This window comes from Leifsonia sp. CL147 (genome assembly GCF_900114565.1).
Classification (GTDB): Bacteria; Actinomycetota; Actinomycetes; order Actinomycetales; family Microbacteriaceae; genus Leifsonia.
This window is the reverse complement of record NZ_FOTM01000001.1, coordinates 154,602-179,922: the sequence shown is the minus strand read 5'-3', so window position 1 is coordinate 179,922 and position 25,321 is coordinate 154,602. Positions and strand designations below refer to the sequence as shown.

The following is a 25,321-nucleotide window of genomic DNA, read 5'->3' as shown; positions in this document are numbered from 1 at the left end:
GCGCCATGTTCCGCTCCCTCGCCGGGGTCAACTACCGCATCTGGGCGGGCGGGGCCATCGTCTCCAACGTCGGCACGTGGATGCAGCGCACGGCGCAGGACTGGATCGTCCTGACCCAGCTGACCCACAACAACGCGTCCGCGGTCGGCTTCGTCATGGCGCTGCAGTTCGCCCCGCAGCTCCTGCTGCTGCCGGTGACGGGATGGGCGGCCGATCACCTGGACCGGCGGAAGCTGCTCATGTCCACTCAGGGAGCGATGGGCGCTCTGGGTCTCGGCCTCGGCATCCTCACCGTGACCGGCGCCGTGCAGCTCTGGCATGTCTACCTGTTCGCGCTGGTGCTCGGCGTCGTCGCCGCCTTCGACGCCCCCGCGCGCCAGACCTTCGTCTCGGAGCTCGTCGCCGGGCCCAACCTCTCCAACGCCGTCGCGCTGAACTCGGCCTCGTTCAACGTCGCCCGCTTGATCGGGCCGGCCGTGGCCGGCCTCCTGACCGCTGCTGTCGGCGCCGGCTGGGTGTTCCTCATCAATGCGGCGACCTTCGGCGCCGTGCTGCTGTCGCTGGCCTTGCTGCGACGCGACAAGCTGTACCGGACCGAGCGCGCGACGCGGTCGCGCGGTGGCCTGATCGACGGCTTCCGCTACGTCCGGCGTCGTCCGGACATCCTGGTGATCCTGGTCATGGTGTTCCTGATCGGCACCTTCGGCCTGAACTTCCCGATCTTCATCTCGACCATGTCGGTGAGCGTGTTCCATCGCGGCGCCGGCGAGTACGGCCTCCTGTCGTCGATCATGGCGGTCGGATCCGTGGTCGGAGCGCTCCTCTCCGCCCGGCGCGACCGGCCGCGCGTCTCGCTGCTGTTCGCAGGAGCCGCCTTCTTCGGGTTCGGCTGTGCGCTGGCGGCGGTGATGCCGAACTACTGGCTGTTCGCGATCGCCCTGATCGTGATCGGCGTCTCGGCTCAGACCCTGATGACCACCGCGAACGGCACGGTCCAGATGACGACCGACCCCAAACTGCGCGGACGCGTGATGGCGATCTACATGGCCATCTTCATGGGCGGCACGCCGATCGGGGCGCCGGTCGTGGGCTGGGTGGCCGACACGCTGGGGCCGCGCTGGGCGCTGGGCGTCGGCGCGGCGAGCGGGTTCGCGGCCGCGCTCACCGGCGTCTTCTACCTCGTGAAGTACCGGGGGCTGCGGGTCCGCTTCACCCGGATGCGTCCGAGCGTCGTGCTCGCACCGCGCGAGGTGCTCCGCGAGGAGCTCGAGGAGACCGAGGCCACGGCGACGCGCACGTCCTGACACCGGCTGCGCGCGCGGCCCCGCGTATGCGGGACGCCCGCGACGCGGGGAGAATGGATGCGTGACCACCACCGATCTGGATGCGCTCGCCCGCCGTGCCCTCGCCCTCGCACCCGCGGAGGGCCGCGCCATCGTGGGCATCGCGGGCAGCCCGGGCTCGGGCAAGACGACCCTCGCCCGTGGCGTCGCCGGCCGAGTGGAGGAGCTGGCCGGCCCGGGCACCGCCGTGTATCTGCCCATGGACGGCTTCCACCTCGCCAACGCGACTCTGGATGCGCTCGGGCGCCATGACCGCAAAGGCGCCATCGACACCTTCGACGGCTGGGGCTTCGTCGCCCTCCTCGAGCGCGTCCTCGCCGAGACGGGGAATCCGGTCTACGCGCCCGCCTTCGAGCGGACCGTCGACGAGCCGGTCGCCGGCTCCATCCCCATTCCGCCCGGGACCCGCATCGTGATCGCCGAGGGCAACTATCTGCTCGTCGACGCGGATCCGTGGGCCCGCATCCGGCCGCTCCTCGCCGAGAGCTGGTTCGTGGCGACGCCGGAGGAGGAGCGGATGCGGCGGCTGGTCGACCGGCACACCCGCCACGGCCGCACGCCGGAGGCGGCGGCGGCGTGGGCGCGCGACGTCGATGGTGCCAATGCCGTGCTCATCGAGGCGTCAGCCGCGCGCGCCACGCTCGTGGTGGACGGCTCCGGCGGGTCCGCCGGGGTCAGCGATCTGGCAGCCGCGCACGCATAGCATGGAACGATGACCTCCCCTACCCCGTCCTTCGATCGCCTGACCGTCTTCGGCGCCGACTGGTGCCGCGACTGCATCCGCTCCAAGTCCCTCCTCGATCGACTCGGCGCCGACTACGACTACATCGACCTCGTCGCTCGCCCCGAGGAGGCGGACCGCGCCCAGCAGATCAGCGGCCGGACGAACATCCCGGTGGTCGTCTTCCCGGATGGACGCCACCTGGTGGAGCCGACCGATCCCGAGCTCGAGGCCGCGCTCCGCGCCTGACGGCAGGTGCGCCTCCTCGCCGCATTGATCACCCAGACGGCACAATCCCATCCAGATCACCTATTGGACAACTGACTCACCGCAGCGGAGAGTTGCCGATATGGACTACACACGCACCATCGGCACCATGCAGGTCTCGGCGATCGGCCTCGGCGGAATGCCTATGTCGATCGAGGGCCGGCCCGACCGCGAGCGCTCGATCAGGACCATCCACGCGGCGCTCGACGAGGGCGTCACGTTCATCGACACGGCGGACTCGTACCACCTGCACGCGGACGAGGCCGGCCACAACGAGGAGCTCATCGCGGAGGCGCTGCGGACCTGGGGCGGCGACACGTCCTCCGTTCTCGTTGCGACGAAGGGCGGCCATCTTCGCCCGGGCGACGGCTCGTGGACGCAGGACGGACGGCCCGAGTATCTGAAGGAGGCCGCCGCGGCCTCCCTGCGCCGGCTCGGCGGGGATGCGATCGGGCTGTACCAGTTCCACCGCCCCGACCCCCGGGTGCCGTTCGCGGAGTCGGTCGGCGCGGTCCGCGATCTGCTCGATGACGGCGTCATCCGGATGGCCGGCATCTCGAACGCGAACCCGCAGCAGATCCGAGAGGCGCAGGAGATCCTCGGCGGCCGCCTGGTCTCGGTTCAGAACCAGTTCTCGCCCGACTTCCGTTCGAGTGAGCCGGAGCTGCGGGTGGCCGACGAGCTCGGCATCGCCTTCCTCCCCTGGAGCCCGCTCGGCGGCATCTCGTCGGCGCGGGCGCTCGGCAGTCGCTTCGAGCCGTTCCAGGAGGTCGCGGCCGCACGCGGGATCAGCCCCCAGGTCGTCGCGCTCGCCTGGCACCTCGCACAGAGCCCGCAGGTCATCCCGATCCCCGGGTCGTCGCGCCCGGAGACCATCCGCGACTCGGTGACCGCCGCGGAGGTGGAGCTCACCCCCGACGAACTCACGCGACTGAACGCGGCCTGAGCCGCGCCCGCGCGCACAGACCCAGGCGAACGCCCGGGCTCGTCAGGCCGGGCCGAGCTGCGTGAGGAACGCGGCGGCGGCGGGGCTCGGCTGGTCGGCGACCGCGACGGCCACCGTCCAGGCCGGAGCGCCCTGCAGGCGGACAGCCCGTAGGGCGTCCGGCCGCTTCGCGGCGAAGCTGGCGGGGACGACGGCGACGCCGAGGTTGTAGCCGACCAGGTCGAGGAGCGGGTGCACGTCGTTCACCTCCATCGCGGCGCGGTAGTCGAACCCGGCCGCCGCGAACGCGCGACGGGTGAGCGCCTGAGCACCCCATCCCTCCTGGAACCCCACCAGCGGCTCGGCGCGCAACTCGTCGAGCGGGATGCTGTCCTCCGCCGAGAAGCGGTGCTCCGGATGGCAGAGCACGAGCATGTCCTGCGTGCTCAGCCGGCGCAGGCGCACGCCCGCGTGCGTGTGCCCGGTGTCGACCACCAGGGCGACGTCGGCGCGACCGCCGGCGACGTCATCCACCAGCTCCTCCGACCCGGAGTAGCGCAGGCGCACCTCGACTCCGGGATTGGCCGTACGGAAGGCCGCCAGCTCGGCGGGGAGGTCGACGGATCCGAGGCACGGCTCCGCGCCGATCGTCAGCCGGCCGCGGACCAGGCCCCGGACGGCGGCGACCGCATCCCGGGCGGCAGCGGCGCTGGCGAGCGTGCGGACCGAGTCGGCGAGCAGCGCCTGTCCGGCGGCCGTCAGCTCCACCCTCCGCGTGCTGCGGACGAACAGGGACGTACCGAGTTCGAGCTCGAGGGAGCGGATGGAGGCGGACAGCCCCGACTGCGAGATGCGGAGCAGCTCCGCCGCGCGCGTGAAGTGCCGCTCCTCGGCGACGGTGACGAAGTGCTCCAGTTGACGCAGTTCCATTCAGCGATCGTACTGCTCAATCGGGATGCTCCCACAACCCGCGTGGATGCGACCCCGACAGGGGTTCGCGGCTCAGGCGGCCGCGCCCGCCGCCGCTTCCCCGGCACCGGAGACGGCATCGAAGTGGAACGTCCGCCGGAACCGCAGGACGAGGTGGTCCCCTCCCGCAAGCACGTCGATCGCCGGCATCCCGTCGCCCAGCAGTGCCCCCAGCTCGGAGAGGCCGACCCGGAACTCCAGCACCTCCTCCGGTGCGCCGATGTCGAGCCGGCGCTGCGGCTGCGGGAGGGCCGCCGGTCCGACGTCCATCACATCCACGACCTCGCCGACGACGATCGCGCTCACCGAGGCCTCGCCCGCGTGCACGACGTACTCGGTCGCCGGCAGGCCGGCGGCCTCCTCGCGCCGGAAGGCGGCACGGAGCGTCACCGACAGGCCGTCGGCGGACAGGACCTCGCCGTCGGCGGGATCCACCGGGGCCGCCCAGCCCCACCGTTCCAGTCCCAGCACCACGGGTTCGAGCTCCCGGCCGAGCGGTGTCAGCTCATACCCGCCGCGCACCGTCGGCACGCGGCGGATCACGCCGGCCTGCTGCAGCTCTTTCAGCCGGTCGCTCAGGATGTTGGTCGGGATGCGCGGCAGGCCGGCCTTGAGGTCGCTGTACCTGCGGGCGCCGCCGAGAAGGTCGCGAACGATGAGGAGTGCCCATCGCTCGCCGACCCGCTCGACTGCGCGCGCGACGCCGCCGAACTGTCCGAAGCCCCGCGGGGCCCGTGCCGCCATCCGGGAGCCGGATCAGGCCTGAGCAGGAGCCTCGGCCCCGTGCTCGGCCAGGTACGCCTCCGGACCCTTCTCGGCCGCCTCCGGCACCATGTAGAGGTACGAGAGGATGTTGCCGTCCGGGTCCTCCAGGTCGCGGGAGTACATGAACCCGTAGTCCTGAGCGGGGCGCGGCTCGATGCCGCCCGCCTCGATGCCCTTGCCGACGAGCGCATCCACCTCGTCGCGCGATTCCTGGCTGAGTGCGATCATGGCCCCGGCGTGCGTCTTCGTGTCGACGATCTGCTTGTCGGTGAAGGTGGCGAGGTACTCCCGCGTCAGGACCATGAAGTAGATCGTGTCGCTGAGAATCACGCAGGCGGCGTTCTCGTCGGTGAACATGGGGTTGATGCTGTAGCCGAGCGCTTCGTAGAACGCCTTGGAGCGGTCGAGGTCGGTCGTGGGGATGTTGACGAAGATGTTGGTCGGCATGATTTCCCTCCGGTCAATGGTCCGATGCCCTTAGCTTGCTCTTTGCAAGCTTACTTGTCAAGAACAAGTAAACCGCGGGACCGCACGCCGTCGACCGACTCACGCATCTCGGGCGCCAGCGTCAGCAGGCCGGCGGCTTCGGCCGCCTCCAGCGCGTCCGCCTGGGCCGCATCCGCGCCCATGAACCAGGATGCGATCGTCACGCCGTGACCCGGGCGCGACAGCACGCGCACGAGGTCGCCGGCGCCGGCGGTGCCGGACTTCACCACCGAGAGGTACGCACCCGGACGCCCCTCCTGCGTGAAGCGCTTGACCCACTGCGGCTCGCTCATCCGCCGCTGGAAGGTGGCGCACGGCGTCCTCGGGCAGGTCACCTCGACCACGAGCTCGTCGCCGATCGCCCAGCGTTCGCCGATCTCCGCCCCGTTGACGTCGAGTCCGCCCGTCCGCAGATTCTCGCCGAACAGCCCGGCGGGGATGGGCCTCCCGAGCTCGGCGGCCCAGAAAGCCGCGTCCTCGTCCGCATAGGCGTAGAGCGCCTTCGACGCGCCTCCGTGGTGCGCGCGGTCGGCCTGGACATCGCCGCGTACTCCCAGCCGGCGCACCCGGAGCCGCTCCGCTACCGGCCGCTTGTCGATGGCCGTCACGCCGGTCGAGCCCGAATCGGGAAGCAACTGCGCGACCCGGCACACCGCGAGAATCTCAGCCATGCGGACAGTATCCCAGAGGCGCCGATGCGTCCCGAGGCGCACGCTTCGTGCACTGCGCGCACATCAGGGTCGCTTTTCACACCAGGACGCAACGATTCACCATAAACTCAGGCCCGTGGACAACCTCGATCGCAGCATCCTCGACCTGCTCCGCCAGAACGCGCGCGCGGGCTACGGCGACATCGGCTCCGTGGTGGGCCTGTCGGCCTCCGCCGTGAAGCGACGCGTGGACCGCCTGGTCGCCGATGGAGTGATCCGCGGCTTCACCATCCAGGTCGACCCGGCGATCGACGGCATGAGCACCGAAGCCTACGTCGAGCTGTTCTGCCGCGGCACCGTATCGCCGGAGGAGCTGCTGCGCATCCTGTCCGCCGTTCCGGAGGTGGTGGACGCCGGGACCGTCACCGGAAGCGCCGACGCCATCGTCCACATCCGCTCCCGCGACATCCCGAGCCTGGAGGCGGCGCTCGAGAAGGTGCGGCTGGCGCCGAACGTGGACCACACGCGCAGCGCGATCGTGCTGTCGCGCCTGATCAACCGCGGCAACCTCTGAGCGCTCCGGCGTCGCAAATCTTCAAGAGATCCGCCGGACGAGGGATGAGACTGGCCCCATGACCACCACCGCACGAGCCGACATCCGCATCGACGCCTCCCGCGAGCGCCTGTGGGAGGCGCTCACCGACCCCGGCCAGATCGAGAAGTACCTGTTCGGAAGCCGGGTCTCGACGGACTGGAAGCCCGGCAGCCCGATCGTCTACCGCGGCGAGTGGGAGGGCAAGCCGTACGAGGACAAGGGGACCATCCTCGAGGTCGTCCCCGGCGAGCGCCTCGTCAGCAGCTACTTCAGTCCGCTGAGCGGCAAGCCGGATGCGCCCGAGAGCTACGTGACGCTGACGTACACGCTCTCCGACGAGCCCGAGGGCGGCGAGGGTCCCGGCACCCGGGTGACCTTCACGCAGGACGGCTGCGCCGACGACGCGGAAGCGGAGCGACTCAGCGGCAACTGGCGCATGGTCCTCGAGTCGCTGAAGTCCGTCGTCGAGGGCGGCTGACGCGCGACGGACGCGCGACCGGCGCGCGACTGTCGCGCGACTGGCGGCGTTCTGCGAGAACATTCAGCCCGCGCTCAGCCCGCAGCGGTCCATCCCGAGCGGCAGCACGGTGAACAGTGGCACGATGGGCGCATGAAGCTGCTCGTTGTCGAAGACGATCCGGACATGGGAGGCCTCGTCCAGCGCGGCCTCGCGGCCGAGGGGTACGACGTCACCCTCGTCACCAACGGTGTGGATGCGCTGATCGCCCTCCGCGGCGACAGCTACTCGGCTGCGGCGGTCGACGTCATGCTGCCCGGGATGAGCGGATTCGAGCTGTGCCGGCACATCCGCGAGGCGTCCAATCCGATGCCGATCCTGCTTCTGACGGCTCGGGATGCCATCGAGGACCGCGTCCACGGCCTCGACTCCGGCGCCGACGACTACCTGACGAAGCCGTTCGCCTTCGCCGAGCTCGCCGCCCGCGTGCGCGCCCTGCTGCGCCGCGAGCCGACCGGGATGCGTCCCCAGGTGACGGTCGGCCGGCTCACGATCGACTCGCACGAGCACCAGGCGCTCGTCTCCGGTCACGAGATGCCGCTGAGCCGCCGGGAGTTCACGCTGCTGCGGCTGTTCGCCACCAACCCGGACAAGACGCTGTCGCGCTCCGACATCCTCGAGTCGGTGTGGGGGACCACCGATAACATCGGCACGAACGTCATCGACCAGTATGTCTCCTACCTGCGCAAGAAGCTGGATGCGGCGGGCGCCGGGCTGTCGATCGTCACCGAGCGCGGCCGCGGCTACCGGCTGGACGCCCGCAACGCGGCCGACGGCAGGCGGTCCGGCGAGGGGACGGAGTCGGCGGCGAGCAACCGCGACGCGGCCTCGATGCCGTGAGCTGGCTGCGGCGCCTGTCGATCACGGCGCGGATCACGATCGGGAGCCTGATCGTCGCCGCGCTGTTCGGATTGGTCGCCGTCGTCATCATCCGCATCGGGGTGTCGTCGATCCTCCACAACGCCACCGTCACGCTGCTGAGCAACGATGTGGCCGCGCCCGCCCAGTCGCTGCTGACCAAGCCGACGGGGCCTTTCGATCTCCCGGGCGGGGGTCAGGAGCTCGCCATCGTCGATGCGCAGGGTTCGATCCTCTCGTCCACCATGCCGGACGGGCTGGAAGACCGCATCCACACCCTGATCCGGCTGGGCGCCGACCCCCACAGCGTCCAGGTGGGCGACGACCACTACCTCGTCCTCACCCGGAGCGTCGCCACCCCGAACGGCGTGATGCACGTGGTGGCGGCCCGCAACGACGAGACCACCGCGCTGATCCTGGACCGGCTGACGGCGGCGCTCCTGGCGGGGGCGGGCATCCTGATCTTCGCGTTCGGCGGCGCGTCCTGGCTTCTGGCGCGCACGGCGCTCCGGCCGGTCAGCAGGATGCGCGAGCAGGCGGATCGCATCGCGGGTTCGACACCGGACGAACCCGGGCTGCTGCCGGTGGGGCCGGCGCAGGACGAGCTGTCCGAGCTCGCGACGACACTCAACGACCTGATCGTGCGGCTGCGGGCGTCGGCCGACCGCGAGCGGCAGATGGTGTCCGATGCCAGCCACGAGCTGCGCACCCCCTTGGCCGTCCTGCGGGGCCAACTCGAGCTCGCGGAGTTGGATGCGGGGGATCCGGACGCGCTCCTGACAGACATCCGGTCGTCGCACGCCACCGCGATCCGGCTGGCGCAACTCGCGAACAACCTGCTCGAGCTGTCGAGGATCGAGGCCGGCCCGTCGAGCGGACGCATCGACTGGCGCACGCTCGTGGACGAGTTGACGGACGCCATCGACCGGGCGCGGCTTCTCGTCAGCAGTGACGACGAGGCGGCGGGGATCTCGGTCGACTTCGAATACGACCCGCGACGGCGGCCCGATCCGGGAGCGCGCGTCGCGCTGTCGCCCACCGACTTCGGCCGCATCCTCGACAACCTGCTGGGGAACGCGATCACGGCCATCCGAGCATCGGGCGAGGAGCGGCCGGAGGCCACCGTCACGGCATCGCTGGTCCTGACACTCGACGAGAGCGGCGGAGAGGCCGCTGTTCTCACGGTGACCGACACAGGGCCGGGGATGCCGGAGGAGTTCATCCCCGTGGCGCTGGATCGGTTCACGCGGGCGGACGGAGCGCGCACCGGTCAGTCGGGTGGCGGCCTGGGGCTGGCGATCGTGGGCGCGCTCGCGGATGCGGCGGGCGGCCGTGTCGTCCTGGCGAACGGGCGGCCGTCCGGGATGATCGTGACGGTGACGCTGCCGATCCGCCGCGACTGAGGAGGCTCCTCTCGATCAGTGCCCGGTGCGGTCGGAGTCGACGCCGGCGTCGGGTCCTTCGTCGAGTCGGTCGAGCGCCGTCAGATCTTCTGCGTCCAGTTCGAAATCGAAGACGGCGAGGTTCTCGGCCATGCGCTCCGGGTTGCGGGACTTCGGGATGGCGACCAGTCCGTTCTGGAGGTGCCAGCGCAGGACGATCTGGCTCGGCGTCCGTCCGTGCTTCTCGGCCAGCCCGGCGAGCACCGGTTCGGCGAGGAGGTCGCCGGTGCCCCCGATGGGGCTCCACGATTCGGTCACGATGCCGTGCTCGGTGTCATACGCCCGCTGCTCGCGGCGTGGAATGGCCGGACTCAGCTGGATCTGGTTGACCGCCGGCATCACGCCCGTCTCCGCGATGATCCGATCGAGGTGGGCCGGCTTGAAGTTCGAGACGCCGATGGCGCGCGCCTTTCCCGCCTCGCGCAACCGGATGAACGTCTCCCAGGTCGACACGTACTGGTCGCGCTGCGGCAGCGGCCAGTGGATGAGCAGCAGGTCGACGTAGTCGAGGCCGAGCCTCCGGAGGCTGGCGTCGAGCCCGGAGACCGCGCGATCCTCGCCCTGGTAGGCCCCGTCGAGCTTGGTGGTCACGAACCACTGGTCGCGCGGCACACCACTCGCGGACAGGCCGCGGCCGACCCCCACCTCGTTCCCGTACTTCACCGCCGTGTCGACGTGCCGGTAGCCGATCGCCGCGGCGGCCACGACCGCCTTCTCGACCTCCGCATCGTCGAGTGGCCACGTCCCCAGGCCGAGTCGAGGGATGCGGCCCCCGCCGTCGAGCGCGAACGAAGGGATGGATGCGGTCCTGTCCGTCACGGTACGTGCCTTTCTCTTCGGGGCGAGCGTGTTCTAGATGACTTCGTCGGAGAGGTGGCTGGGGTTGCCGAAGCGATGGTTGGTGATCGAGATGGCCTGCTCGTGGAGGAAGGTCAGCAGCTCGACCCTCCCGGACGGGGTGACCGGTCCGCTGTAGACCGCCACATCCGGGCTTCCGCCCAGAGCCGCGGCGAGCGCCCTCGGGTCTCCCCCGATGAGCCGGATCCGGTGGGCGCCGATCCGCCGGGAGCGGACCCTCGACAGCCAGTGCGCATCGGACTCGACGACCACCTCGACCTCGCGCTCCCGCAGCAGCGCCAGTGTGCCCCTCGGCAGCGCCACCGGGGTGCTGACCGTGAACGCCGAGCGCGCCACCGTCCCCGCGGCCATCACGCGCAGGAGCTCCGGGAGGGAGCTGCCCTCGGACAGCCGTATCGCGACCGGGACGGGCCGGTAGCGGAACAGGTTCCGCTCGATGCCGAGCCCGGACACATCCTTCACCCGGTGGTATTCGGTGGCCACGGCGATCGCGTCGCTCAGCGCGGAGCGGCGGACCAGGTCGAACGACGGATAGTCCATGGACGCCTGCCCGGACTCGATGAGCTGGGACACCCGCGGCTCGAGTCCGCGCAGGTGCAGGCTGGAGCTCGAGTGGCCGGCCTCCGGAACCCACGTTCCGAGGCCCAGCAGATAGTTCGGGCCGCCGGCTTTGGCTCCGGTCCCCACGGACGACCGCTTCCAGCCGCCGAACGGCTGGCGCCGCACGATCGCTCCGGTGATGCCGCGATTCACGTAGAGGTTCCCCGCCTCGACGGTGTCGAGCCACAGGGCGAGCTCGTCGGAATCCAGGGAATGGAGCCCGGCGGTCAGCCCGTACTCCACGGCGTTCTGGAACCGGATCGCCTCGTCCAGGTCTCGTGCCGTCATGACGCCGAGCACCGGGCCGAAGAACTCGGTCAGATGGAAATACGATCCGGGCTGCACCCCGGTCCGGATGCCCGGCGACCAGAGCCGCCCGGTGTCGTCCAGACGCTTCGGTGCGACGAGCCACTCCTCGCCCGCCCCGAGGGTAGTGAGAGCGTGCAGCAGCTTTCCGGTCGCCGGCTCGATGAGCGGGCCCATCTGACTCGCCGGATCCTGCGGATAGCCGACCCGGAGGGTCGTCGTCGCATCCACGAGCTGGCTTCGGAACCGGTCGGACGTGGCCACCGAACCGACGAGGATGAGGAGGCTCGCAGCCGAGCACTTCTGGCCGGCATGACCGAAGGCACTCTTCACGACGTCCGCCACGGCGAGGTCGTAGTCGGCGCTCGGCGTCACGATGATCGCGTTCTTGCCGCTGGTCTCGGCATGCAGGGGCAGATCGGGCCGCCACGAGCGGAACAGCGTGGCGGTCTCGTACGAGCCGGTCAGGATCACCTGATCGACGCGAGGGTCGGAGATCAGCTGCCGGCCGAGTTCGTTCTCGGGAACGTCGACCAGCGCCAGCAGCTCGCGAGGAACCCCGGCCTCCCACAGCGCCTCCACCATCACGGCGGCGGAGCGCCGCGCCTGCGGTGCCGGCTTGATGACGACGCCGCTGCCGGCCGCCAGCGCTGCCAGAACGGATCCAGAGGGGATCGCGACCGGGAAGTTCCAGGGCGGCGCGACGACGGTGAGCGACGACGGAACGAATCGCGCGCCTTGCACGGTGTCGAGCTCGCGCGCCTGTGCCGCGTAGTAGTGCGCGAAGTCGACCGCTTCGCTGACCTCCGGGTCGGCTTCGCCGATCGTCTTGCCGGTCTCGGCGGCCATGACCTCGATCAGCCGGTCGCGATTCGCCTCCAGCGCGTGGCCTGCGCGATCGAGGGTCGCCGCGCGGTCGTGGCCGGTTCGCCGCCCCCACACGACCCCGGCCTGCGAGACGGTCCCGAGAATGGCGTCGAGACGGTCCGCGTCAGTCACCCTCGCCGCGGCGATGGTGTCGGCACCGAGGGTCGAGGTGGCGGAGCGCGCGAGAATGCGTCGTCCCCACGCGCGGTTCGCCGCCCGTGACGGGTCGGTGTCCGGGGTATTGCGGAACACCTCCGCTTCCGGCCCCGCGATCGTCGACGCAGCCGCTCCGGTCTCGGGCGCGGCTGCGGCCGGGGGCGGCAGCTCGATGCCGTCCGACCCCCGGCTCAGACCGAGGACGACACTCGTCAGACCGTCGCCGGCCGGCGCCGACGAGCTCTGGACGGCAGCCGGACGGGTGAACGGTCGCCCGGACGCCTCCTCCCACTCCCGCGTACGGTCCTGCTGGCGGTGCGGCACGGGCGCCGCGCCACGCGGGCCGGAGTCCGACTCCAGCTCGGCGACCGAGGCCAGGAACCGCTCGCGCTCTCGTGCGAACAGTGCCGGCTCGGAGCCCAGCCGATGGATAGCCGACATGAAGTTCTCGGGGCTGGCGTTCTCCTCGAGGCGACGGATGAGGTACGAGATGGCCACGTCGAACTCGCGCGGATCCACCACAGGTGTGTAGAGCAGCAGCTCGCCGACGGTGCGCTTCACCGCCTCGGCCTGGGCGGTCGCCATCCCCAGGAGCATTTCGAAGTCGATCCGCGACGTGACGCCGCGGCGCGATGCCAGCAGCCACGCATACGCGATATCGAACAGATTGTGGCCGGCGACGCCGATCTTCACCGCATCCACGTGCTCGGGCGTCAGCGCCCAGTCGAGGACGCGCTTGTAGTTCGCATCCGTGGCCTGCTTGGTCGCGTACGTGGCGAGCGGCCACCCGTGGATCGCCGCATCCACCCGCTCCATCGCGAGGTTCGCGCCTTTCACGAGACGGACCTTGACCGGGGCTCCCCCGGCGATGCGCCGCTGAGTCGCCCATTCGGTCAGGGACTGCAGGGCGTCGAGCGCATCCGGCAGGTACGCCTGGAGCACGATTCCCGCTTCCAGCCGGAGGAGCTCGGGCCGGCTGAGGATCGTCGTGAAGACGGCGACGGTGAGATCGAGGTCGCGGTACTCCTCCATGTCGAGGTTGATGAACTTCGGGGTGGGCGACGCCGCAGCGTACTCGTAGAGCGGCGTCAGCCGCTCGACCACCCGCTCCACGGTCTCGTCGAATGACCACATCGAGACCTGCGACACGATCGACGACACCTTGATCGACACGTAGTCCACATCGTCACGGGCCAGCAGCGCACGCGTCCCCTCCAGCCTGCGCAGCGCCTCCTTCTCGCCGAGCACGGCCTCCCCGAGGAGGTTGAGGTTGAGTCGCGCGCCGTGGCCCTGCGGGTCGCCGGGCGCCCGGAGCCGCGCGATCGCGGGCCCGAGCTTCTCCGGGGTGGCATCGACCACCAGGTGGCCGACCATGTCACGCAGCACACGGCGGGCTATCGGGATCACCACCCACGGAAGCACGGGTCCGAAGACACCGCCCAGCCAGATCGCCAGCCGCAGATGCCAGGGCAGGAACGCGGGGATGCGTCTCGCGAGCCGGTGGAGGTTGTTCCCCGCGACGAAGACGTCCTGCGGTCGGGCGACACCATCGACGAACCCCACGGCGAAATCGAGACCGTGCGGGTCGCTGAGAACACCGGCGAGCCGTTCCGCCGACGGGTCCTGCCGGGGCGCGGGGCCGTCGCCGGCGCGCGCGCTCTCGGCGAGCCAACGCTGCACCAGCTCGACCGCCTCGTGAGCGATCTCGGCCGGCCGCACCGCGGTGTCATCCGTTCTGTCGACCATGATGACGACACTATTACCCGGCGCTGGGCGCTCCGGGAACCGTCCGGAGATTGTGGATAAGTCCTAGAGTCGAGTCCATGACCGACGGCCCCTCCTCCCCCTCCTCCGCGACCCACGACATCGTCATCGTCGGAGGAGGCCACAACGGCCTCACCGCGGCCGCGTACCTCGCGCGGGCCGGAAGGTCCGTCATCCTGCTCGAACGGCTGGACGAGGTCGGAGGGGCGGCCGTCAGCGCCCAGGCGTTCCCGGGCGTCGAAGCCCGGCTCTCCCGATATTCCTATCTCGTGAGCCTGCTGCCCCAGCGGATCATCGACGACCTCGGTCTCGACATCCGGTTCGCCCGGAGGCGCTACTCCTCCTATACGCCGGTTCCCGGCGATCCGGACGGCCGCGGGCTCCTGATCGACAACTCCGATCCGCAGGCGACGGAGGCATCCTTCGCGCGAATCGACGCAGCGGAGGACAGTGCCGGCTTCGCTTCGGTGTACCAGAGCACGGGAGAGCTGGCACGTGCCCTCTGGCCCACCATGACCGAGCCCCTGCTCACGCGTTCAGAGGCCCAGGCCCTGGTCGGGAACGACGAGGTGTGGCAGGCGATGATCGAGCAGCCGATCGGCGAGTTCATCCGATCGCGACTCGCGAACGACGTCGTCCGCGGCGTGGTCGCCACCGACGCCCTGATCGGCACGTTCGCAAGCCTGTCCGATCCCGGCCTCGACCAGAACCGGTGCTTCCTCTACCACGTGATCGGTCAGGGCACCGGCGAGTGGGATGTTCCCATCGGCGGCATGGGCGCTGTCACCGGCGAGCTCGCCCGTGTCGCTCGCGAATCCGGCGCCCGCATCGTCACCGGAGCCGAGGTGACGCGCATCCACCCGGACGGAGCCGTCGAATACCGGCGCAACGGCCATGAGCGACGCGTCGAGGGCCGCCACGTCCTGGTCAACGCGGCCCCGGACATCCTCGACCAGCTGCTCGGCGAATCGCCGGAACCGCCGCGGCCGAGGGCCGAGGGCGCACAGGTCAAGGTGAACCTGCTCCTCGAGCGACTGCCGCGGCTCCGGGATGCGGACCTCGACCCGAGGGCGGCGTTCGGCGGGACCTTCCACATCAACGAGACCTACACGCAGCTTCAGGAGGCCCACTCCGGCATGACCAGGGGCGTGATGCCCGAGCTGCTCCCCTGCGAGATCTACTGCCATACGCTCGCCGACCCGAGCATCCTCGACCCTGAGCTCGCAGAATCGGGCGCGCACACCATCACCGTCTTCGGTCTGCACACCCCCGACCGCTGGCTCTCGGACGAGAACAACGATGCCACCAGGCAGAGGCTTCAGGATGCGGTGCTCGCCTCTCTGAACTCGGTACTCGCCGAGCCCGTCGAAGACCTCCTCCTGCGCGACGCCGACGGGAACCCCTGCATCGAGACCAAGACGACGCGGGACCTGGAGCAGGCGCTCGCCATGCCGGGCGGGAACATCTTCCACGGGCCGCTCTCCTGGCCCTTCGCGGAAGACGACGAGCCGCTCGCGACTCCTGCGCAGCGGTGGGGAGTCGCGACCCGCCATCCGCGCATCCTGCTGTGCGGGGCCGGGGCGCGACGCGGCGGGGCGGTCAGCGGCCTCGGCGGGCACAACGCCGCCATGGCGATCCTCGAAGGATGAGAGCCCTCGAAGCGCGCCCTCTGCCTATTCCGTGCCGGCGTGACTAAGGTATGGATCACCAGAGGCTGAGCCGACGGAGGTCACCATGATGCCGCAGCCGACAGGAAGACTCGTCCGCAAGGACGATGGGGTCTACCTCGTCCTCGACCGGATGTTCAAGGCTCCCATCGAGGAGGTGTGGGCCTACTTCAGCCGTTCGCCGCGGTTGGCGGAATGGCTCGGGGAGTACAAGGGCACGGGCTCGACCGGCGCCGTGAAGTTCCGCATGACCGCGGACGGCGAGCCGGCCGAGTGGCAGGACGTCTCCATCATGGAATGCACCGCGCCCCATCGCCTCCATGCCGATGTCGGGCCCGCCGGCACATCCCACCGGATGTTCGTGCATCTCACGGAGGCGAGCGGGCACACCGCGGTCACGTTCGGCCGTCGCCTGCGTTCGGTCGTCGGCGAGGCCGACGACGGCCCCCGCTGGGACTACTATCTCGACCGCCTGGTCGCCGCCCACGATCGCAAGCCGATGCCCGACTGGCACAGCTACGGTCCGGTCATGCGGGAGCACTACCGCACCCTCTGCAGAGAACTCGACCGGGACCTCCGCTCGGAGCGCCTCGCGGCGGCACGATCGGGAATCACCGAGTAGCCCGCGAGCAGCGACGACCGGGCGCTGCGCCGCTCAATGCGAGCGGTGGTCCTGCAGTGCCACCCGCGGCCCGCGCCGCTGGAAGCGGAACCCGCTCGCGAAGATGAGCCGGACCACGCGCTGGCGATGTCCCGCCCACGGCGCGAGCAGTTCGAGCATCCCGTCGTCGTCCACCCGTCGCCCGATGAGCGCCTCGCCCACCTGGTGCGCGAGATGGTAGTCGCCGACGGAGACGAGGTCGGGGTGCCCGTGCGAGCGCTGCAGTGTCTCCGCCGCCGTCCACACACCCACGCCGGGAATCGTCTCGAGTGCCGACTCCGCTGCGTCGAGCGTTCCCGCCCGCTGCACTGCGCGCACGAGGGAGGGCGCGACGGCCAGCACCGCCTGGATCGCACGTGCCCGTCGCGGGTCCACACCCGCCCGGTGCCACTCCCACGAGGGAATGCCGCGCCACTGCTCCAGCGTCGGCGCCACCCGCATCCCCTCGGGCGCCGGACCGGGAGCAGGCTCGCCGTACCACCGCAACAGCCGCGACCATGACCGGTACGCCTCGATGCTGGTGACCCGCTGCTCGATGATCGCGGGGAGGAGCGCCTCCAGAATCAGACCCGTCCTCGCCAGCCGCAGGCCGCGATTGCGCCGCCTGCTGTCCTGGAGCAGGGGATGACCGCTCACGTCCAGCTCCGACCAGTCATCGCTGCGCCCGAGCAGCTCGGGCACGCCGGCGATCGCCCACTCCGCGCCCGGTCCCCAGGCGAACGCCGCGACCCCGCCTTCGACCGGCGCGAGCTGGATGCGGAGCGTCGCCGCACCCGCCGGTGTCCGCCAGGTGCGCCAGACGCCGCGCGGATCCCACGTCGTGGTCGGATCGTACGGCCCACGGCCCAGCTGGCCCAGGATGCTGCCCAGGTCCACCGGATCGGCGGGGCGATACACGGTCCGGGCGTCCGGCGCCGCAGCCCAGGCGCTTGCGGCGCTTGCCGCGCTGGCCGCATCCGCCGCGCTGGCCGCATCCGCGGTGTCGCGGGGAGCGGGCAGCAGGGCGGTCATGCAGGAATGCTACGTCACCCCGCTGACGCCGGAGCCGGGTCTTCCCGGATGTCGGTGGGCTCCTTTACATTTTCTGCCATGGGAATCGAACTCGAATCGTCTGCCGTCGCGCGCCTGCGCGACTCGATCGCCGGCACCGTCTACCTCCGCGGCGAGGAGGGCCTCGCCGCCGAGGTCGCCTGCTTCAACACGGCGATCCGCCACGACCCCGACATCGTCGTCGCCGCAACGAGTGAGGGCGACGTCGCCGAGGCGGTGCGGTTCGCCCGCACCGCCGGGCTCCCTGTTCGCGTCCAGGCCACCGGGCACGGTGCCGAGTCGCCCATCTCCGGAGGCATGATCGTGTCGACGCGTGGCCTCGACGGCCTGTCCATCGATGCCGGGTCCGGGCTGGCACGCATCGGCGCCGGCGTGCGGTGGGCACCGGTCATCGTGGCCGCAGCTGAGCACGGCCTCGCTCCCGTCACCGGCTCGTCGACGAGCGTCGGAGCGGTCGGTTACACGCTGGGCGGCGGAATCGGGCCGCTCGCCCGCCGCTACGGCTTCACGGCGGACTGGGTGCGCGGCTTCCGCGTCGTCACGGCCGAGGGCGCCGTCCGAACGGCCGACGCCGTCACCAACCCGGAGCTGTTCTGGGCGCTGCGAGGCGGCAAGGGCGGGCTCGCGATCGTCACCGAGATGACCCTCGAACTCGTCCCCCTGCGCACGCTCTACGGCGGGAGCGTCTTCTTCGAGGGCGGCGCGATCGAGCCCGCGCTCCGCGCCTGGGTGGACTGGTCGACGGAGCTGCCGGATGAGGCCACCACCTCGGTCGTCCTCCTCAGCATCCCCGATGTGGATGGGCCCCCGCCGCCCCTGCGCGGCCGCACCGTCCTCAGCGTCCGCTTCGCCTATCCCGGGGATGCGATCGAGGGCGAGCGCCTGTTCGCGCCGATTCGGAGCGCAGCGCCGGTGTATCTGGACTTCGTGGCCGAGATGCCGACCACGGCGATCGCGAGCATCCACAACGATCCGGAGGAGGGCGCACCGAGCTGGATCCGCGGTTACATGCTCGACTCCTTCGATCAGGATGCCGTGGACGCACTCCTCGAACTCGCGGGACCGGGGTCCGGATCGCCCTTCCTCGCGGTCGAGCTGCGGCAGCTCGGCGGGGCCACCGCACGCGACCCCGAAGACGGCACCTCGGTGGGAGGTCGCGACAGCGCGTTCACCCTCAGTCTGCTCGCGGCGGACCCGTCCACGTTCGCCGAGGCGGCACCCGAGCGTGCCCGCGCGATCGCGAACGCCCTCCAGGACCAGATCTCCTCCGTCACGAATGTGAACCTCGCGGGCGACATCGCCGACCGGGCGGCATTCGAGAAGGTCTGGCCGCCGGCTGTCTTCGAACGGCTGGAGGCGGTCCGGCGCGAATGGGACCCGGAGCGGGTCTTCGCCTTCGGGCCGGCCTGACCTCCGGCGCGCTCCCCGACGTGCTCCGTCACGCGCTCCCCCGCGCTCCCCGACGTGCTCCGTCACGCGCTCCCCCGCGCACTCCGCTTCACTCGCTCCAGATGCTCGGCGCATCCACGCGGGTGGAGGGGAGCGCGGCGTCGGTGCCCCACTCGCGCAACCACTGCGGGACGGTGACGTCCGTCGGCGACGGGCCCACCGCCTCCAGCAACTCGGCGATCGTGACGACGCCACCGCTGCGCTTGAGGAAGCGCCCGCGGATGAAGGCCTGCGTGTAGATCTCGCCGTCGACCGTGAAGCGCTGCTCGACGTAGACCGCCTTCTCGTCGAAGCCGAGGATGCGCGACTCCACCACGAACGGCTGCCACAGTTCCAATGACTTCCGGAAGGAGATCGTCTCCGACGCGACCACGGGATACCACCCGCGCTTCGCGAAGATCGCCCACACACCGTTGCGCCGCAGCAGGTCGAAGCGCCCGATGTCCGCGATCGACAGGTACACCCCGTTGTTCATGTGCCTCAGGATGTCGAGGTCGGTCGGCAGCACACGGAATCTGGTCCGCGCCACATCCCAGTGATCGAGCCGGGCGCCGAAGCGCGAGAGGATCGCGTGGAGCATCGTCCGGAAGATCATGTGCACCCGATCATGGTAGTGATCCGCACGCGAACGGTCGCATGCGTTGTGCGCTCTCTCCAAACAACGCGGAGACCCAGTGGATGCGCCTTGTGCGTTACGCATCAGGCGCTGGGCCGCCTGGCCCAAGCCGCCCGTCCCTCAGCGGGTGAGCGGGACCTCCAGCATGCTCACCCCGGCGGGCGGCGCGGACAGCGCCTGGTCCAGTTCACCCTTCGTGCGGGCGATGCTGTGATGCCAGCCATAGGCTCGCGCGAGCGAAGCGAGGTCGACCGACTGCGGCGTGTAGAGGACGCGATCGAACGCCTCCGCCGACGCGCTGCCGGCCACCTCCAACCCGTCGAAGATGGTGCCGCCGCCGTCATTGCCGACGACCACCTGCAGGTGGGGATGACGTTCGCCCGCCCCGAGGAGCAGCGAGCCGGCGTCGTGCAGCACGGCCAGGTCGCCGAGAAGCGCCCGGGTCACTCCACTCGGCATCCCGGCCTGCTCCGCCTCCGCCTGACTGGCGAGCGCGATGCCGGTGGCTGTTGCGATCGTGCCGTCGATCCCGGCGAGACCGCGGTTGGCATGTACGACGATCTTCTTCCCCGGCACGATGCGGTCGGCATCCCGGATGAGCCGGGAGGCGCCCAGGATCAGCCGATCGTGCGGCCAGGTATAGCGCCAGATGGTCTCCGCGAGCAGAGCCCGGGTGATCGGCGCGCGGATCGCCGCGAGTTCCGCGGTGGCGAAGGCGAGTGCATCAGCCGGCTCGAACGAGCGCGCTTTCGCCACATCGGGAGCCGCCGCGGAAGGGTTCGCCTCCTTTTCCGCCTGCTCGGCGAGACGCCTGCTGGCGAACACCCACCGGCCGACCCAGCCGCGCACCTCCGGCGAACGGACATCGATTCCGTCGCCGGCCCGCACGCCGCCCACGACGCGAGCACGATGGCCCGGGTTGTAGGCCTGTGCACCGGTCGGAGCGACGACGAACACCTCCACGTCGGGGCGCGAGAGGAGGGCTGGGACCTCGCGGCTGAGCGTCGGATGCCCGAAGACGATCGCCCGCTCGACGGCGCCGCCGAAGGTTTCGTCGTGCAGCAGCTCACGGTACGACGCGACGAGGTTCGGGCCGAAGCGCGAACCGCTCGACACCTCCGCCAGCAGTGGGAAGCCGCCCTCGCGGGCGAACTCCTCGGCGCGCGGACCGGCGTCGGCTCCGGCGACGACCACCGTCCGGCGTGCTCCGTCGATGGCGATGGTCTCGCGCCCGAGAGCATCGGCGCCCGCCCGGGCCGGAAGGCTGCCGGCCACCGCGGCGGGAAGCGGCGGGACCGCGACCGAGAGCGGTTCGCGGAACGCGACGTTCAGATGGACCGGTCCCGGATCCGCGGTCTCGGACCCGACGGCCGATCGCACCGCCGCGCGGGCGAGCTCCGCCGTGTCGTCCCCCTCGGACCCGAACGCCTGCGCGTCGACATCGGCCGACCATCGCACGGCCGCCCCGTACATCCCGTCCTGCTGCGTCGTCTGATTGGACCGGATGCCGCGCAACTCCTGCGGACGGTCGCCGGTCACGACGATCAGCGGTACGCCGGCCTCGTGCGCTTCGAGCACGGCGGGATGCACGTTCGCCGTCGCCGTTCCGCTCGTGGTGATGACGACGGCCGGTGCACCCGTCTCGCGCGCGAGACCGAGGGCGAGGAAGCCGGCGGAGCGTTCGTCGATCCGCACATGCAGGCGGGCGGACCCCGACCTCTCGAGTTCCGCGGCGACCAGCGCGAGCGCCTGCGAACGCGAACCGGGGCTCACCACGAAGTCGCGGACTCCGTTCCGGACGAAGGCGGTCAGGAGCGCGACCGAGAAGTCGCTCGCCGGGTTGCCCGTGCGCACCCCTGCGACCGCGTCCGCAGCCCCCACCGTGGTGACCCCGCCCCGGTGTGGGCGGTCACCCATCCCGGCGGCCGGTCTGGTCGTTGTCGGGACCGTTGTCGTCGAGTTCGGCCAGTTCTTTCTCGAGCCGGCGGATGCGCTCCTCCTGGTCGTGATCCAGGCGCAGCTTTCCGAGGAACGCAGGGTCGTCGTCGGGCGCCGTCACTCGACGCGCGAGGTCCGCCTTCCGGCGTCCCCGACCCACCAGGAACCAGAGGATGCCGCCGATGATCGGGAAGAGGATGACGACGAGAACCCACACGGGCTTCGGAAGGCCACGCACGCGAGAACGGTCGAACAGGGCGCAGTCGGCCACCGAATAGATATAGAACACCAGGGCTGCAACGCCGAGGGCTATCCAGAGGCGGACCATGGGTCAATCGTAACTCTCAGAGACGGTCTCTAAGCTGGGAGGGTGAAGCGGATTCCCTCTTGGATCACCTACACCGTGCTGCGCCTGCTGGTGTTCGCGGTGCCGCTTGCGATCCTGCTTCTGTTCGGCGTCGTCTGGTGGTTCTCGGTCATCGCGGCGGCTCTGATCGGACTCTGCCTGTCATACATCTTCCTCACCCGGCCGCGCAACGCGGTCTCGTCGGAGCTGTACGCCGTCCGCCACCGCACCACGCCCTCACGGTCGGAAGACGACGACGTCGAGGATGCTGCGGTCGACGCCGGCGATTCGGCCACACCCCGTGCGGTCGACGCCGGCGATTCGGCCGCACCCCGTCGGGTCGACGCCGGCGATTCGGCCACACCCCCTCAGAACGCGTAGGCGATGCCGAGCGCGAGGCCGACCAGCAAGCCCGCGACGCTCGTGAGTTGAAGCGCGGTCACCAGTTCGCGTGGGGAACGTCCGAACAGCACGATGATGCACGCAGGCAGGGCGGCGAGCAGCGCGAACATCCCGAACCAGGCGAAGGGATAGAACACCGCGAGCACCGCAAGGATCCCGAACGGCACCAGGAGCAGCAGGCAGAACAGGATGCGGGAGGCGATCCGGCCGAGCAGCACGGCCAGGGTGCGCTTTCCGGCCTGCTTGTCCGCCGCGCTGTCCCGGATGTTGTTCACCATGAGCACTGCGCACGCGATCAGACCCGCGATGACGGCGCCGTACCAGGCCTCCTGGTTGACCGTGCCCGCCAGCATGTACGTGGTGCCGGCGGTGGCGACGAGTCCGAAGAAGATGAAGACGAACACCTCGCCGAGCCCGTAGTACCCGTACGGACGCTTGCCGCCGGTGTAGAACCACGCGGCCGCAATCGCCGCCGCGCCGACGAGCAGCACCCACCAGTAGTGCGTCAGGATGACGAGGATGAGTCCGGCGAGCGCCGCCAGGCCGAAGAAGACGAGAGCGACGGTGAGCACAGCGCGGGGTGCGGCCCTCCCCGACCCGGTCAGCCGGCTCGGGCCGACCCGGAACTGGTCGGTTCCCCGGACTCCGTCCGAGTAGTCGTTCGCGTAGTTCACGCCGATCTGCAGCAGGATCGCGACGGCGAGACAGAGCAGAGACCGTACCGGATGCCAGATGCCCGGTCCCTCTGCCACCTTCGCCGCGCCGACACCGATCAGCACCGGGGCGATCGCCAACGGCAGTGTCCGTAGCCGCGCTCCGGCGATCCAGTCGGCGGTGGTCGCCGGCTTCGCCGCCGCGGCTGCTGCGCCCGGCCGTCTGCTCCGGCCGCCCCGGGGTCCGCGCGCCATCGGCGGCGTCATCCGTTCCATGCGTGGCTTGTTCTGACTCATCACAGGCCGAATCGTAACAACATCGGCTATGCCTCCGTTTCCCTCGCCACCTCGGCGAGCGCCAGCCGGTCTGGCTTGCCGCTCGACAACCGCGGCATCCGAGGCACCTCGACGAGCCGGGCGGGGGCCGCCGCGCGCCCGAGCTGCTCCGTCACGGCACGACGGATCGTGGCGAGCCCGGCCGGCGTTCTCCCTTCCACGACGACCACGGGAACCTGTCCCCATTCGGGATGCCCGGCCGCGACGACGACCGCGTTCTCCAGCCCCGGGACCTCCTTCACGACCCGCTCCACCGCATCCAGAAGGACCTTCTCACCCCCCGAGATGATGACGTTGTCCGCTCGCCCGGACACGGTCACCCGCCCGTGCGCGTCGACCTCGCCGAGATCCCCCGTGCGGTACCACCGGAGACCGTCGCGCTCGTAGAACGATTCCGCGGTTCGCTTCTGATCGCCCAGATACCCCTCGGCGAGCACGGCTCCCGTGATCTCGAGGCGCCCCTCCACCTCGCGCACCATGGTCGTGCCGATCGGTGTCCCGTCGTAGACGCACCCGCCCGCCGTCTCACTCGACCCATACGTGGTGACGACGCGAGCACCCGCCAGCTCGGAACGCTCTCGGATCGCCGGACTCAACGCCTGCCCACCGACCAGGATGCCGTCGAATCGTCTCAGCGCATCGGCCACCCTCCTCGATCCGCTCTCGGCAGCGTCGAGCAGCCGCCCCAATTGGACGGGAACCAGCGAGGTGTATCGAGGCCCATCGTGCAGTCCGGCAGCGAGCTCCGCGAACCGCTCGGGGTCGAAATGCCCGGTCCCGTAGTACACGGGCTCCGTCTCGGCGGCGAGCGACCGAACCAGCACTTGTGCACCGGCGACGTAGTGCGCCGGAAGCGCGAGCAGCCACTGCCCCTGGCCTCCGAGGGCGCCCGCAGAGGCGGCGGCGCTGGCGAGCAGAGCGTCCGCCGACAAGGCGACACGCTTCGGTACTCCCGTCGAACCGGACGTCTCGATGACGAGCGCGACATTCTGCGCCACCAGCTCGCCCTCCTCCGCGGTCGACTCACCGGCCTGCGCCTCACCGGCCCGCGGCAGGACCGCGTCGCCTCCGCCCGTCAACGCGTCCCGGAGCGCGACGAAGACGTCCTCCGGGTGGCCGGCATCCACCACTCGCAACCGCCGTGTCATCCGCCCGCCCACATCCACGCGCCCCACATCCACGCGCCTCAGTACTGCCAGGGGAACGGCGACCAGTCCGGTTCGCGTTTCTCGAGGAACGCATCCCGGCCCTCCACGGCCTCGTCGGTCCCGTAGGCCAGCCGGGTGGCCTCCCCGGCGAACAGCTGCTGCCCCACCATGCCGTCGTCGACCGCGTTGAACGCGTACTTCAACATCCGGATGGCCGTCGGAGACTTCGTCAGGATCTCGTCGGCCCATTCCAGCGCCACGGTCTCCAACGCGGCGTGCGGGACCACCGCGTTGACCGCGCCCATCTCATACGCGCGCTGTGCCGAGTACTCGCGCGCCAGGAAGAACACCTCCCTGCCGAACTTCTGCCCGACCTGCCGAGCGAAGTACGCGGACCCGTACCCTCCATCGAACGATCCGACATCGGCATCCGTCTGCTTGAAGCGACCGTGTTCGGCGCTCGCGATCGTCAGATCGCAGACGACGTGGAGAGAGTGCCCACCCCCCGCGGCCCAACCGGGCACGACCGCGATGACCACCTTCGGCATGAACCGGATCAGACGCTGCACCTCGAGAATGTGGAGCCGGCCCCCTCGCGCCCTGTCGATGCCCGAGGCGTTCTCGCCCTCGGCGTACTTGTAGCCGTCGCGACCTCGGATCCGCTGGTCTCCTCCCGAGCAGAAGGCCCAGCCGCCGTCCTTCGGGCTGGGGCCGTTTCCCGTCAGCAGCACCACGCCGACCCGGGGGTTCGTCCGGGCGTCTTCGAGAGCCGAGTAGAGCTCGTCGACCGTGTGCGGGCGGAACGCGTTCCGTACCTCTGGGCGGTCGAAGGCGACCCGCACTATCCGCCCGCTGACATCCTGATGGTAGGTGATGTCGGTGAGGCCGCCGAAGCCGGGGACCTCGCGCCACACGTCGGGATCGAAGAGTTCTGACACGTCCGGTTGCATGCGTCCAGACTACGGT

At 70.5% G+C, this 25,321-nt stretch carries 25 protein-coding genes; 12 read left to right on the top strand and 13 right to left on the bottom strand.

All coding sequences use genetic code 11. The annotated features are described in order from the left end of the window. Positions 1 to 5 precede the first annotated feature (5 nt). The 4 genes from BM287_RS00930 (at position 6) to BM287_RS00915 (ending at position 3,277) form a co-directional block, all read left to right on the top strand. Positions 6 to 1,304, top strand: coding sequence for an MFS transporter (locus BM287_RS00930; protein ID WP_090035267.1), 1,299 nt, complete (start codon positions 6 to 8; stop codon positions 1,302 to 1,304). A 61-nt stretch (positions 1,305 to 1,365) separates the two neighbouring features. Beyond that, positions 1,366 to 2,046, top strand: coding sequence for a nucleoside/nucleotide kinase family protein (locus BM287_RS00925; protein WP_090035270.1), 681 nt, complete (start codon positions 1,366 to 1,368; stop codon positions 2,044 to 2,046). Between the two features lie 9 nt (positions 2,047 to 2,055). Further along, positions 2,056 to 2,313, top strand: a complete 258-nt coding sequence (locus tag BM287_RS00920; protein ID WP_090035273.1) for a glutaredoxin family protein — start codon at positions 2,056 to 2,058, stop codon at positions 2,311 to 2,313. 100 nt (positions 2,314 to 2,413) lie between these two features. After that, on the top strand, positions 2,414 to 3,277 hold the full coding sequence (locus BM287_RS00915; RefSeq protein ID WP_090035276.1) for an aldo/keto reductase: 864 nt from the start codon (positions 2,414 to 2,416) through the stop codon (positions 3,275 to 3,277). A gap of 42 nt (positions 3,278 to 3,319) precedes the next feature. Here BM287_RS00915 and BM287_RS00910 read toward each other — a convergent pair whose 3' ends face one another. From BM287_RS00910 to BM287_RS00895, 4 genes are all read right to left on the bottom strand, one after another. Beyond that, positions 3,320 to 4,186: a LysR family transcriptional regulator gene (locus tag BM287_RS00910; RefSeq protein WP_090035279.1), complete on the bottom strand. Its 867-nt coding sequence runs from the start codon at positions 4,184 to 4,186 to the stop codon at positions 3,320 to 3,322. 72 nt (positions 4,187 to 4,258) lie between these two features. Beyond that, positions 4,259 to 4,969 (bottom strand): winged helix-turn-helix transcriptional regulator, encoded by a 711-nt coding sequence (locus BM287_RS00905; protein WP_090035283.1) that lies wholly within the window; start codon positions 4,967 to 4,969, stop codon positions 4,259 to 4,261. A 12-nt stretch (positions 4,970 to 4,981) separates the two neighbouring features. Next, positions 4,982 to 5,437, bottom strand: a complete 456-nt coding sequence (locus tag BM287_RS00900; protein ID WP_090035287.1) for a VOC family protein — start codon at positions 5,435 to 5,437, stop codon at positions 4,982 to 4,984. 50 nt (positions 5,438 to 5,487) lie between these two features. Then, positions 5,488 to 6,147 (bottom strand): MOSC domain-containing protein, encoded by a 660-nt coding sequence (locus tag BM287_RS00895; protein ID WP_090035290.1) that lies wholly within the window; start codon positions 6,145 to 6,147, stop codon positions 5,488 to 5,490. A gap of 115 nt (positions 6,148 to 6,262) precedes the next feature. Here BM287_RS00895 and BM287_RS00890 point away from each other — a divergent pair, with 115 nt between their 5' ends. From BM287_RS00890 to BM287_RS00875, 4 genes are all read left to right on the top strand, one after another. After that, a complete protein-coding gene (locus BM287_RS00890) occupies positions 6,263 to 6,700 on the top strand; it encodes an Lrp/AsnC family transcriptional regulator (RefSeq protein WP_090035292.1) in 438 nt (145 codons plus the stop codon). A 58-nt stretch (positions 6,701 to 6,758) separates the two neighbouring features. Next, positions 6,759 to 7,199, top strand: coding sequence for an SRPBCC family protein (locus BM287_RS00885; RefSeq protein ID WP_090035295.1), 441 nt, complete (start codon positions 6,759 to 6,761; stop codon positions 7,197 to 7,199). Between the two features lie 132 nt (positions 7,200 to 7,331). Beyond that, positions 7,332 to 8,078 (top strand): response regulator transcription factor, encoded by a 747-nt coding sequence (locus tag BM287_RS00880; RefSeq protein WP_090035300.1) that lies wholly within the window; start codon positions 7,332 to 7,334, stop codon positions 8,076 to 8,078. After that, on the top strand, positions 8,075 to 9,499 hold the full coding sequence (locus BM287_RS00875) for a sensor histidine kinase (RefSeq protein ID WP_090035303.1): 1,425 nt from the start codon (positions 8,075 to 8,077) through the stop codon (positions 9,497 to 9,499). Before BM287_RS00880 ends, BM287_RS00875 begins: the two co-directional genes overlap by 4 nt. Positions 9,500 to 9,514: 15 nt before the next feature. On the opposite strand, the gene BM287_RS00870 is transcribed toward BM287_RS00875, so the two are convergent. Together BM287_RS00870 and BM287_RS00865 are read right to left on the bottom strand one after the other, a co-directional pair. Continuing rightward, positions 9,515 to 10,357 carry an aldo/keto reductase gene (locus BM287_RS00870; RefSeq protein WP_090035305.1) on the bottom strand — a complete coding sequence of 281 codons (843 nt, stop codon included), beginning with the start codon at positions 10,355 to 10,357 and terminating at the stop codon, positions 9,515 to 9,517. A 33-nt stretch (positions 10,358 to 10,390) separates the two neighbouring features. After that, entirely contained in the window at positions 10,391 to 14,071 is a 3,681-nt protein-coding gene (locus BM287_RS00865) for a proline dehydrogenase family protein (protein WP_090035308.1), read from the bottom strand. A 77-nt stretch (positions 14,072 to 14,148) separates the two neighbouring features. On the opposite strand from BM287_RS00865, the gene BM287_RS00860 reads away from it, so the two are divergent. Both BM287_RS00860 and BM287_RS00855 read left to right on the top strand, forming a co-directional pair. Next, positions 14,149 to 15,738, top strand: coding sequence for a phytoene desaturase family protein (locus BM287_RS00860; RefSeq protein WP_090035312.1), 1,590 nt, complete (start codon positions 14,149 to 14,151; stop codon positions 15,736 to 15,738). Positions 15,739 to 15,823: 85 nt separating this feature from the next. Continuing rightward, positions 15,824 to 16,378: an SRPBCC domain-containing protein gene (locus BM287_RS00855; protein WP_090035315.1), complete on the top strand. Its 555-nt coding sequence runs from the start codon at positions 15,824 to 15,826 to the stop codon at positions 16,376 to 16,378. A gap of 33 nt (positions 16,379 to 16,411) precedes the next feature. Here the strand turns inward: BM287_RS00855 and BM287_RS00850 are convergent, their stop codons facing one another. After that, a complete protein-coding gene (locus BM287_RS00850) occupies positions 16,412 to 17,428 on the bottom strand; it encodes a DNA-3-methyladenine glycosylase family protein (RefSeq protein ID WP_170857374.1) in 1,017 nt (338 codons plus the stop codon). A 78-nt stretch (positions 17,429 to 17,506) separates the two neighbouring features. Between BM287_RS00850 and BM287_RS00845 the strand changes: the two genes are divergently transcribed. Next, positions 17,507 to 18,877: an FAD-binding oxidoreductase gene (locus tag BM287_RS00845; protein WP_090035318.1), complete on the top strand. Its 1,371-nt coding sequence runs from the start codon at positions 17,507 to 17,509 to the stop codon at positions 18,875 to 18,877. Positions 18,878 to 18,965: 88 nt separating this feature from the next. Here BM287_RS00845 and BM287_RS00840 read toward each other — a convergent pair whose 3' ends face one another. From BM287_RS00840 to BM287_RS00830, 3 genes are all read right to left on the bottom strand, one after another. Continuing rightward, complete coding sequence (locus BM287_RS00840) at positions 18,966 to 19,511, bottom strand: acyl-CoA thioesterase (RefSeq protein WP_090035320.1); 546 nt, start codon at positions 19,509 to 19,511, stop codon at positions 18,966 to 18,968. A gap of 141 nt (positions 19,512 to 19,652) precedes the next feature. Next, positions 19,653 to 21,449 carry a 2-succinyl-5-enolpyruvyl-6-hydroxy-3-cyclohexene-1-carboxylic-acid synthase gene (gene menD, locus BM287_RS00835; protein ID WP_090035323.1) on the bottom strand — a complete coding sequence of 599 codons (1,797 nt, stop codon included), beginning with the start codon at positions 21,447 to 21,449 and terminating at the stop codon, positions 19,653 to 19,655. Beyond that, positions 21,442 to 21,798, bottom strand: a complete 357-nt coding sequence (locus BM287_RS00830; RefSeq protein WP_090035326.1) for a PLD nuclease N-terminal domain-containing protein — start codon at positions 21,796 to 21,798, stop codon at positions 21,442 to 21,444. The genes menD and BM287_RS00830 overlap by 8 nt, the downstream gene beginning before the upstream one ends. Positions 21,799 to 21,840: 42 nt before the next feature. Between BM287_RS00830 and BM287_RS00825 the strand changes: the two genes are divergently transcribed. Continuing rightward, positions 21,841 to 22,197: a DUF4229 domain-containing protein gene (locus BM287_RS00825; protein ID WP_244527801.1), complete on the top strand. Its 357-nt coding sequence runs from the start codon at positions 21,841 to 21,843 to the stop codon at positions 22,195 to 22,197. Here the strand turns inward: BM287_RS00825 and BM287_RS00820 are convergent. The 3 genes from BM287_RS00820 to BM287_RS00810 are packed head-to-tail and all read right to left on the bottom strand — an operon-like array spanning position 22,185 to position 25,305. Further along, complete coding sequence (locus BM287_RS00820) at positions 22,185 to 23,168, bottom strand: 1,4-dihydroxy-2-naphthoate polyprenyltransferase (RefSeq protein ID WP_090035332.1); 984 nt, start codon at positions 23,166 to 23,168, stop codon at positions 22,185 to 22,187. The two genes, BM287_RS00825 and BM287_RS00820, sit on opposite strands and share 13 nt — an antisense overlap. 26 nt (positions 23,169 to 23,194) lie before the next feature. Beyond that, entirely contained in the window at positions 23,195 to 24,388 is a 1,194-nt protein-coding gene (locus BM287_RS00815) for an AMP-binding protein (protein ID WP_244527800.1), read from the bottom strand. Positions 24,389 to 24,393: 5 nt separating this feature from the next. Next, the gene (locus BM287_RS00810) at positions 24,394 to 25,305 is read right to left on the bottom strand and encodes a 1,4-dihydroxy-2-naphthoyl-CoA synthase (RefSeq protein ID WP_090035335.1); all 912 of its coding nucleotides are present in this window, start codon (positions 25,303 to 25,305) and stop codon (positions 24,394 to 24,396) included. Positions 25,306 to 25,321 lie beyond the last annotated feature (16 nt).